The organism is Streptococcus acidominimus (assembly GCF_001921825.1).
Classification (GTDB): Bacteria; Bacillota; Bacilli; order Lactobacillales; family Streptococcaceae; genus Streptococcus; species Streptococcus acidominimus.
Genome location: NZ_MSJL01000004.1, coordinates 66,054 through 75,600, shown reverse-complemented (window position 1 = coordinate 75,600; position 9,547 = coordinate 66,054). Strand labels below are relative to the sequence as shown.

10 protein-coding genes and 1 pseudogene are annotated in these 9,547 nt (G+C 41.1%); 4 read left to right on the top strand and 7 right to left on the bottom strand.

What is annotated here, in order from left to right:
• The 3 genes from BU200_RS01620 to BU200_RS01610 all read right to left on the bottom strand — a co-directional run.
• The coding region (locus BU200_RS01620) for a helix-turn-helix domain-containing protein (RefSeq protein ID WP_075098495.1) at positions 1-212 on the bottom strand (212 nt) is incomplete at its 3' end.
• A gap of 169 nt (positions 213-381) precedes the next feature.
• Positions 382-1,119: a peroxide stress protein YaaA gene (yaaA, locus tag BU200_RS01615; protein WP_075098494.1), complete on the bottom strand. Its 738-nt coding sequence runs from the start codon at positions 1,117-1,119 to the stop codon at positions 382-384.
• Positions 1,120-1,237: 118 nt separating this feature from the next.
• The gene (locus BU200_RS01610) at positions 1,238-1,912 is read right to left on the bottom strand and encodes a LemA family protein (protein ID WP_228063983.1); all 675 of its coding nucleotides are present in this window, start codon (positions 1,910-1,912) and stop codon (positions 1,238-1,240) included.
• A 357-nt stretch (positions 1,913-2,269) separates the two neighbouring features.
• Here BU200_RS01610 and BU200_RS01605 point away from each other — a divergent pair, with 357 nt between their 5' ends.
• The 3 genes from BU200_RS01605 to BU200_RS01595 all read left to right on the top strand — a co-directional run bounded on the left by BU200_RS01605 (position 2,270) and on the right by BU200_RS01595 (position 4,954).
• Positions 2,270-2,719, top strand: a complete 450-nt coding sequence (locus BU200_RS01605; protein ID WP_075098493.1) for a DUF1836 domain-containing protein — start codon at positions 2,270-2,272, stop codon at positions 2,717-2,719.
• Positions 2,703-3,353: a PAQR family membrane homeostasis protein TrhA gene (gene trhA, locus BU200_RS01600; RefSeq protein WP_075098492.1), complete on the top strand. Its 651-nt coding sequence runs from the start codon at positions 2,703-2,705 to the stop codon at positions 3,351-3,353. Before BU200_RS01605 ends, trhA begins: the two co-directional genes overlap by 17 nt.
• Before the next feature lie 335 nt (positions 3,354-3,688).
• Positions 3,689-4,954 (top strand): aminotransferase-like domain-containing protein, encoded by a 1,266-nt coding sequence (locus BU200_RS01595; RefSeq protein WP_075098491.1) that lies wholly within the window; start codon positions 3,689-3,691, stop codon positions 4,952-4,954.
• A gap of 495 nt (positions 4,955-5,449) precedes the next feature.
• On the opposite strand, the gene BU200_RS01590 is transcribed toward BU200_RS01595, so the two are convergent.
• The 3 genes from BU200_RS01590 to BU200_RS01580 form a co-directional block, all read right to left on the bottom strand.
• The gene (locus BU200_RS01590) at positions 5,450-5,878 is read right to left on the bottom strand and encodes a GNAT family N-acetyltransferase (RefSeq protein WP_075098490.1); all 429 of its coding nucleotides are present in this window, start codon (positions 5,876-5,878) and stop codon (positions 5,450-5,452) included.
• A 226-nt stretch (positions 5,879-6,104) separates the two neighbouring features.
• Complete coding sequence (locus BU200_RS01585) at positions 6,105-6,581, bottom strand: rhodanese-like domain-containing protein (RefSeq protein WP_075098489.1); 477 nt, start codon at positions 6,579-6,581, stop codon at positions 6,105-6,107.
• 409 nt (positions 6,582-6,990) lie between these two features.
• On the bottom strand, positions 6,991-7,836 hold the full coding sequence (locus BU200_RS01580; RefSeq protein ID WP_075098488.1) for a DegV family protein: 846 nt from the start codon (positions 7,834-7,836) through the stop codon (positions 6,991-6,993).
• Between the two features lie 195 nt (positions 7,837-8,031).
• Between BU200_RS01580 and BU200_RS11435 the strand changes: the two are divergent.
• Positions 8,032-8,257: pseudogene (locus BU200_RS11435) on the top strand (TetR/AcrR family transcriptional regulator); the annotation flags it as partial.
• Between the two features lie 489 nt (positions 8,258-8,746).
• Here the strand turns inward: BU200_RS11435 and proC are convergent.
• Positions 8,747-9,538 (bottom strand): pyrroline-5-carboxylate reductase, encoded by a 792-nt coding sequence (proC, locus tag BU200_RS01570; RefSeq protein WP_075098486.1) that lies wholly within the window; start codon positions 9,536-9,538, stop codon positions 8,747-8,749.
• Positions 9,539-9,547 lie beyond the last annotated feature (9 nt).

The following is a 9,547-nucleotide window of genomic DNA, read 5'->3' as shown; positions in this document are numbered from 1 at the left end:
TGTTCTTTTAACTCAGACGGGTAGTGTTTCCAAGTTCGACTCTCCTTAAGACCATCGATACCGAACTTCTCATATTTCATTTTCCAAGACTGGATTGTTTGATGATCGACCTGATATTGTTTACTGATCTGGGTAAGCGACTGTTCTTGGTTAAGGAATAAGCAAACAATTTCTAACTTTTCTTCTACTGATTTTGGACTTCTTTTGGACATGTGAAAACTCCCCTTATAGTGTCTAGTGAATTTTTGTTTTTTCACTGTCCACTATATGGGGAGTATATCAAACTTCTAAGAGTTTTTGTTCTTTGGTAAACAAGCTCTAACATTACAATTTTTCTTTTACGGATAGGGTTTGTCTACATTCTGAAAGTTTGGCTTTTCCTCAAACTTTTTCTTTCTTTCGAACAAATACCAGTTTCTTATCCTCTGACAAATCCGCCCGATAGACAAAGCCGTCAAAGGTGAGTTGTCGGAGTTCATCAAGGCTCTGAACATTCTCTTCTGCCATCAGAGAAACCAAGCGACCGCGTCCTTTCTTGGAGATAGTCGAATGGATCTTCAACTGCCCCTCCTGATCCTCCATAAAAACAAGCTGCACCATACGCTTTTGAATAGTTGGTGAAAAGACCTGCTCAAATTCAGATGAGGAAAGGGAGAGAATCAACTCTTCATCTGCTACCTGCTCGTCATACTGACTTCGCCAAAATTGCTTGAGTGATTGTCCCTCTATCTTGAGCTGACCCTGAAAATCCAGACGGTGAGGAGAAATGAGGGTGAAAGGCGTAATCAAGCCATAAAAACCAGTCGCAATCAAGACATGCTGGGTAAGATAATCCTGCTCTGCTTGGCTCAAATCCCTGCGCTTCATATAGCGGTACATCAGACCATCATAGAGGTTCCAAGCTGGATAGGACTTAGCCTGCTGGTGAGCCATCCGATACCAGCGATCAGCTTCTAGCTCTGCCTTATCTTCCCTCAATTTATAAAAGGTTGCCAAGTCTGCCACCGACAACTGCCGCAAAGCCACTAAAATAGTTTGGCTCTTTTCAGACAGGGGAGTAAAGGGATGATTTTCTAAATTTGTATTTAATTCTTTTGCATTAGGAAGTAAGATTTTCATATTGTTGATAATACCACTTTCACACAGAATTTGCTAATTAATTGACCTTCCATCAAAACTCTTGAAAACTATCCTTTTGATTTCTAAAGAGTATCCGAAGCGCATTTCTTTGAAAATCTTATAATCCCAGCATTTCGTCTGTCAATTCAGAACTTGACTTTCCTGCGTAAAATTCCATGTCTCTAAGACCAACGATTTTTGAAAGAAGAGAGGCTGGGAATTGGTGAATAGATGAATTGTATTCTTCGACAAGATTGTTGTAATGCATCTTCCATTGCGCTAAACCATTTTCTGTCTCAATGATTTCATTCAGTAAGCGTTCAACATTTTTATTTGCCAACAACTCGGGCATCCCTCTAAGGAACTGTCCGAATTCTTCAGAGGTCTCAATTTTAGAAGATTTCATCACCGTTTTTTCTTCCACTCTCCTCACTTTAGATACTGATTTCGTTATATCAATCATTGACTCTTTTTCAATCTTCTGATGTTTCTCTACAAAACGGGTAGCCTTATCTAAGAGTGCCTCATTTCGCTCCTCAACAATCTGAATTTGACTCCTGCTTGACTTAACCGATTGCTCTGCACGGCGAATATGATTATACTCCATAATTAAAAACAGGATCAGACTTGTCACTAAACCTGCTAACAAAATAAAACCAGGAAATGGTTCGCGAATAGTTTCCTCTTCAGCTGGTCCAACAATACTTAGAATAATAACCCATAAAAGCGTCGATAAAATAACGAGGCCAATTCCTTTTAGTAATTCAAGCAAGATATTTTTATTTTTCATCATTTCCTTCTTCCCAATCTTAAACTTCATTGTTTTTAATAGAATATTGTAGCTCTTACTACAATTACATATCTAGCATACCAAAACGAACAATAAAATTCAATCGATATGCATTTATATATACCGCTATTCATGATAGTTCCTGCGATTTTGTCCTAGTTGGATTATCGTTCTGGTGGAGACAAAGATATCCCTATTTACTCTTGTATAACTTTCCTTGACTCCTCGAAATACATCTTACTCTATTCCCTTAATATATCACAATACTATTATATAACAACAATACTTATTCTTCTCTTGCTTTTTAATTGATAAGATGATATTATCTAGTTATGATAACTAGATAATAAGGAGTAGATAATGAATTCTTTACCCAGCTGGCAACAATTACCCGATTTGGATCTCTATTTAGATCAGGTCTTGCTCTACATCAACCAACAGACCCGTCCCTTTTTGGCAAGCTATGAAAAGCCTCTTACAGCTTCAATGGTCAACAACTATGTCAAACATGGCTATATCCCAAAACCAAGCAAGAAAAAGTATAATCGCTCACATCTGGCGCGTCTCATCATTCTTAGCATCTGTAAGACGATTTTTCCCATTGCAGATATTCAAGAAATCATTGATGTCCTAAAAGAAAAACAGGAAGCTGCTGACCTCTATAATGCCTTTGTGGAGTGTTTTTCAGGAATTGAAACAGCAGAACAACCACTCATTCTACAAAAGGCTTGTCAGACCATTCAGTCTTACCAAGAAACGCTTGCACTCATTCCAAAATTGAAAGGAGAAACCAATGAACCAAAGTTTTAAACTCTCCCTGCCCCTCTCCTTTGGAGAAGAGGTAGGCAATGCTGTTACCCATGCTGTCAGTGCCTTTTTAATGCTGTTACTACTCCCCTTTTCTGCTATTTATAGCTATGAACAGGCTAGTTTGATTCAGGCGATTGGAGTGTCTATTTTCATCATTAGCCTCTTTCTTATGTTTCTTTCCTCAACCATTTACCATTCTATGGCATACGGTTCGACCCACAAATACATTTTGCGAATCATTGACCATAGCATGATTTACATTGCAATTGCCGGTAGCTACACACCTGTTCTCCTAAGTCTCATGTCCAATTGGCTGGGCTACCTTTTCTTGAGCATCCAATGGGCAACAACGATTTTTGGTATTCTCTATAAAATCTTTGCCAAAAAAGTTAATGAACGCTTCAGCCTTGTCCTCTATCTGATGATGGGGTGGCTGGTCGTCCTTATCCTACCGCAGGTAGTCAGCCAGACAGAGCCTAGCTTCTGGTTTCTCATGCTGGCAGGAGGAATTGCTTACAGTGTAGGGGCTATCTTCTACGCCAAGAAAAAACCATATTTCCATATGATTTGGCACCTGTTTATTATTCTAGCTAGTCTCTTGCAATATGTAGCTATTGTCTTTTGCATGGTATAATATGTGACATATAAACAAGATACAGAGTACGTTAAAAAACTCAAAGCAAAAATAGAAAATCTGACGAGTGAAAAGCTCCTGTGGAGGTTTTCAGCCTATTCCCTGAAGGAAACACAGTTGTAACTAACAGCTAGAGCTAGAACATCTGTATCTCTATTTTCCGAGCTTTTAGCCCGTGTTCAATTACAAAAGTTAAACGAAATAACTATATAGCCGTTTAGTTTATTTTTAGTACTAGGCAACGAGCGCAGGTAGTACTGGGGTACAGCAAGACGAGTTAACGAAGTAATAAAAATATAAACTAAATGACTATACTACTCCATAGGGGGACAGATATGACAAGTAAATACCAACAGATTATGCAGGATATTATTGCAGGTATTGAAGAACATCGCTTCAAGCGGGGACAAAAATTGCCCTCTATCCGCCAATTTAGCGAGCAATACCATTGTAGCAAGGATACCGTCCAAAAGGCTATGCTAGAGCTGAAATACCAGAATCGGATCTATGCGGTCGAAAAAAGCGGCTACTATATTCTGGAAGATCAAGATTTTCAAGACAAGACGCTCGCACTCAATCCTGAAGATTTCTTACAGCTACCGTACGAGGACTTTCGCACCTGCGTCCACGAAAGCCTAATTGGACGGGAAAATTATCTCTTTAATTACTATCACCAGCAGGAAGGCTTGGAGGAATTGATTGCCTCACTCCACCAGTTGCTCATGGACTACCATGTCTATTGCAAAAAAGAACAGATAGTCATTACGGCGGGAAGTCAGCAAGCCCTCTATATCTTGACCCAGATGCAGTTGAGCTGGGATAAACAGGAGATCTTAATCGAAGAGCCGACCTACCACCGGATGAAAAATCTGCTGGAACAACAGGCACTCCCCTATCAAACCATTGAACGAACGCTGGACGGAATTGATATAGATCAACTAGAACAGATATTCAAAAGTGGGAAGATTAAATATTTCTACACCATTCCCCGTCTCCATAATCCCTTAGGAACAACCTACGATAGTGAGACCCAGCAAACCATTCTCCAATTGGCTGAAGCATACGACGTCTATGTGATTGAAGATGATTATCTGGCAGATTTTGACAGTACAAAGACCCTGCCACTTCACTATCTTGATGACAACAACCGTGTCATCTATATCAAATCCTTTACTCCCTCCCTCTTTCCTGCTCTGCGCTTGGGGGGCATTGTCCTGCCCCATCACCTGTGTGAGAAATTCTTGCAGCACAAAAGCCTGATTGATTACGATACTAATCTCATCATGCAGAAAGCCTTGTCGCTCTATATTGATAATGGCATGTTTGCTCGTAATACCCGTCAGCTCCACCAGCTAAAAGAGGAGCACACAGCCGTCATGAAAGAGATCCTATCTCAATATCAGCTTCCCTATCCCTACCACCTTGCCCATGAACTGTTGACTATTCAGCTTCCAAAAGGTAGGATAACCGCCCGTCTCAAACATGGGCTGACCGAGGGGCAAATCATCCAAGGACCATCTTGGGACTACTTACAGTTGCCGTATAGTAAAGCCTTTGAGAAAGAAGTGCAAACCATCAGTAAGAAATTAAAACTTAGCTAGAACTAGAGCTAGCTAAGTTTTTGATGTATAGGTATCAATCCTAGAAAACCTGAAGGACAACTGGATTGTCCCCTGTTCCCCAGTTTGAAAATAAAGCTGGTAGTAGGAGCTGATACTCTATAAAAATCAAAATCTGGAACTGGCTAAAGCTGAAACAGGTATGTCCCAAAGAGAGGCATACTTGACACGAGTTGCACTCGTTCTAGCTCCTACCTTCAACAGTCTATTCCTAGACTGGGTGACACGAGTTACACTCGTTCTAGCTCCTACCTTCAACAGTCTATTCCTAGACTGGGCGACACGAGTTGTACTCGTTCTAGCTCCTGCCTCCAACAATCTCTCCCCAGATTGTTGGAGCAGGTAGAACTCTGTTCTTTCTTGTTTTAAGGGAACAGGCTAAAAAACTCCACTGGAGCTTTTTACTCAGTAAGGCGAGTTAACAACGTCAGATTTTGATTTTTGACGAGTATGAAATACAAAGTGTATCAACTCTCTTTATTCTCTGCGCATAAACAGATAGTCATCTTCGATAGTATCAGAGGAATGAAATCCTTGCTTCCTCCAGAAGCTTTGGGCTTTTAAGTGCTGGACATGAACAGGGAGCGAAATACGGCTTGCTTGGTGTTTTTCTTGCAGATGGCGGATCGTGAGCTGCGCAGCTTGACTGCCATAGCCCCGACCTTGAAAGGCATCATCAATTAAGAAGTTAATAATTTGTGGATTTTCTTTGGCTACATAGATCGAAACATAGCCGATAAGCTGGTCTTTATGATAAATAGCAAAAACTTCCATATTATCTTTATAGAGCCAGGCTTCCGCTAGCGAATACAAGACAGAATCCACAAAGTCTTCCTCGGCAACACTTGCCGTCAAATCAATACAGGCTTGAAAATTTTCTTCATCAATTGTCTTTAGTGTAATCATTTTTCCTCCCTAATCTTACCCACCGGATGATCTTGTTCTAGTGATTGTTGAGAATCATCAAACTGTTATACTCAATAAAAATCAAAAAGCAAACAAGGAAGCTAGCCACAGGCTATACTGATGTACGGCAAGGCGACGCTGACATAGTTTGAATTTGATTTTTAAAGAGATAAGGAAATGAAACTTGAACTAAAAACTACTGCTTTACCTCGTCAACTTTCTATTATTATATAGAGTATAAGGTCGCACCAATAGCCTTGATCTGCTCGACACTTCCCAAGTCATAGACATATTGAAAGCCTTCATCGCGCAAGAGTTTGGCTGCTTGTGCTGACATGACGCTATCTGAACCATAGAGATAGATCGGCACATCATGCACCACGGCTGGAAATTCCTGCTTGCGTAGGCTTGATAAGGGATAGTGCTCCGCGATACCGATATTGCCTAGCTGATATTCAATAAAAGATCGGACGTCGTAGCACTTTGCACCATTTTTTACAGCCGCAGCCACCTGCTCAAAACGAATCTGGTAAGTCTGCGCATCCTGACTAGCTTCAGACCATTTTATTTCGTCACTAGGGTGGGGAGCATATTGTCTCACGGCTGTCTTTTTCTCAATCGGAGAGAAAGAATTTACATACCGATATCCTACTAAAACAGCAGTAAACACCAGTACCAGTAAGATCAAACGTGATTTTTTCATTGCTGTTGTCATTCTAGTTATCAAGAATATTCAAGGTTGGAAATAAGACTAGCAAAGCTAATCTCCGATAAGTCGAAGGTGGTTGAAATCGTTGCTAGCTATTCCTTATTATTTCAAGGAAATAGGCTAAAACCTCCACTGGAGCTCTTAGTCCAAGTTCAATTCATCAAGATAAGGTAACAAGGTATCCTGTTGATTTTCAACGAGTATAGTCATTTAGTTTATATTTTTATTACTTCGTTAACTCGTCTTGCTGTACCATTGAGAAAAGTTACACTTTTCTTATCTGTCACTTGAAATAGTTATCAACTATTTCAACTACCTGCGACTCGTTGCCTAGTACTAAAAATAAACTAAACGGCTATATAAAACGGCAATCGACTCAAGTTCCTAGCCTTTTCAATGTCAGTTAAACTTCGTATCCCATCAGGAGACCATTTTCTTCTGCATAAAAGCTACAAAGACCAGAAGTGGGCAGAGCTTCGATCAAGGCATTGGGATACCTATTATGCACCAATTCTGAAAATTGCTGGCAAAATTTCTCGTTATTACGATGAGCAATCACGACACGGCCACCCTTGTAGCCTGCTTTTAAAAGTTCTTCAAAGGCTATGGTGACAGACTTTTTATGACCACGCGCCTTTTGTAATAACTCGAGCTTACCTTCGCTACTTGCTTCACCGACCATACGGATATTGAGGAGCCCAACGACTGCTCCAACCAGCTTACTCAACCGTCCATTTTTAACCAGATTATTTACCTTAGCAAGAACAAAGAGCAACTTGGTCCTCTTTTGGTATTCAGTAATAGCTGACACCACTCCGTCATAGTCCAATCCTGAAGCAATCAAGCGGTTGATTTCTCCAACTAGCAAGTCCATTTCTCCACCAGCAGAAAGGGTATCAATCAAGTGAATATTGACAGCTGGATGTTCTTCTAAAAACATTTCTCTCGCAACGCGAGCACTATTGTAGCTACCAGACAAGGAACCCGTCAAGGTCAAGACAATCACATTGTCTGCGCCCTTGTAGGCTTGTTCGTAAGCCTGTGGGCTTGGACAGGCTGAACCTGCCGCATCAGATGATGCATACATCGCTTCCATCATCTGATCAATATCGAGGGTTGCATCATCAAGGAACTGTTGTTCCTCAATTCGTACTGTTAGCGGAACGATTTCAAATAAGGTGTCTGGCGCGAGATTCGCTAGTTCTTTGTAATCACATCCTGAATCTGCAACGATTTTCCATTTAGCCATAAAGGTATTTCCATTCTATTAAGTGATGAGGCTAAGATTTTTATTTGACAAACAAACTATCTTGCTTTACAATTATATCATGAAACAAGAGGAAGTGAAAGCATTTTCTTTTCGGTTGTAACAACCAGTTTTGCACCGATCCATAAGATTCGATTTCTCTCTTTATCCCTCATTTTATTTTAGGAAAGGCACGCTATGAAAAAACGGACAATTTCTCCTAAATCTTTAAAAAATTTATCTCAATCCAACAAAGAAATCAATCAACTAACCCGTGAATCCATTGAAACAGCCCTCCTTTTCCTGCTAGAAAAAAAGGAGATGCGGCAAATCTCCATTTCTGAATTGGTTAGAAAAGCAGGTGTTTCCCGCAATGCTTTTTATCGAAATTATAAGTCGAAAGAAGAAATTTTAGAATTAGCGTATGAACGAACCTCCCAGCAGCTCATGGATAAATGGCACCAGCTGCAAAAAAAAGTACAGGAAGATGGAATGCAGCAGAGTTTTTCAGACTTTATCCAGCAACAAAAGGGCAAGGTCGAAGACACGAAAGCCTTTTCCAATATTAGTCAGTGGATTAAGGAGAAGACCAATCAGTTGAATAATCGGTAACACAAACGGAAGCTGGGATTTTTGACCTACTCCCCTTATAGTGGACAGTGAAAACGAACATTCACTGGAAACGATGAGGGGAGTTTTTCTATGTCCAAAAAGCCCTAATCTCTCATTGACCTATAAAATAAAGGTGGGTGTTCTAACTTCAGCCAGTTACAGATGAGACTTCCTTTCGTAAACAAGCTATTTCATAGATATAGAACTGACTTGAACCACTCCCAATCCAACCCCAACATATAAGGAGTGAGGAAAAATCAGACTCTTGTGAGTCACCGATTCTTATCCCACTCCCTACATTCTATTTCGTTTTTCTTCCCAATTCCTTTGTCCGTTTAATCGCTGCCTTAACAGCCGATAGGATGGCATAGCGCAAGCCCTCTTTTTCCAGTTTGACGACACCCGCAATGGTAGATCCTCCTGGTGAGGTGACCTCTTGGCGCAATTGGGCTGGATGCTTGCTGCTATTTAAGACCATTTGAGCAGAGCCTAGTAAGGTTTGAGCAGCCAAGTACTTGGCATCATCAGCGGTCAAGCCGTGAGCCACTCCTGCATCCATCATCGCTTCAATCCATTGATAGACAAAGGCTGGTCCACAGCCTGCCAGAGCTGTTGCAGTATCCATCAATTTTTCCTCTACCTGCTTGACCTGCCCTGATTTGGAGAGAAGCTGCTCGGTCACAGCTGCCAATTCAGGATTGATCAGAGCATAGGTCGTCATTCCTTGACCAATCGCGACTGGGGTATTAGGCATAATGCGGACAATTTGGCTAGCCGGTAGATGCTGACTCAGCTGCTCCAGACTGATACCCGCTGCCATGGAAATCCACACAGCAGAAGGATGGTGTTGTAGCCTATCTTCCAAACCTTTCAAAAGAGGGAAAAGCACGTGTGGCTTGACCCCTAAGAAGATGACATCTGCTTGCTGCACAAGCTCACTATTTGACAGAATACGTCCCCCTGCTTGTGCCTGCACCTTTTCTGCCTGATTTTGGTTGTGATTGCTAAGAAGCACTTCTACTCCCTCCGTCTTTGAGACGGCAAGGGCAAGGGCTGAGCCCATATTTCCTAGACCGATAAAACCAACTTTCATACCGATTCC

Coding starts and splice junctions, on each gene's coding strand:
- yaaA (WP_075098494.1), bottom strand. CDS start 1,119: ATGAAAATCTTACTTCCTAATGCAAAAGAATTAAATACAAATTTAGAA.
- BU200_RS01610 (WP_228063983.1), bottom strand. CDS start 1,912: ATGATGAAAAATAAAAATATCTTGCTTGAATTACTAAAAGGAATTGGC.
- BU200_RS01605 (WP_075098493.1), top strand. CDS start 2,270: ATGAATTCTTTACCCAGCTGGCAACAATTACCCGATTTGGATCTCTAT.
- trhA (WP_075098492.1), top strand. CDS start 2,703: ATGAACCAAAGTTTTAAACTCTCCCTGCCCCTCTCCTTTGGAGAAGAG.
- BU200_RS01595 (WP_075098491.1), top strand. CDS start 3,689: ATGACAAGTAAATACCAACAGATTATGCAGGATATTATTGCAGGTATT.
- BU200_RS01590 (WP_075098490.1), bottom strand. CDS start 5,878: ATGATTACACTAAAGACAATTGATGAAGAAAATTTTCAAGCCTGTATT.
- BU200_RS01585 (WP_075098489.1), bottom strand. CDS start 6,581: ATGAAAAAATCACGTTTGATCTTACTGGTACTGGTGTTTACTGCTGTT.
- BU200_RS01580 (WP_075098488.1), bottom strand. CDS start 7,836: ATGGCTAAATGGAAAATCGTTGCAGATTCAGGATGTGATTACAAAGAA.
- proC (WP_075098486.1), bottom strand. CDS start 9,538: ATGAAAGTTGGTTTTATCGGTCTAGGAAATATGGGCTCAGCCCTTGCC.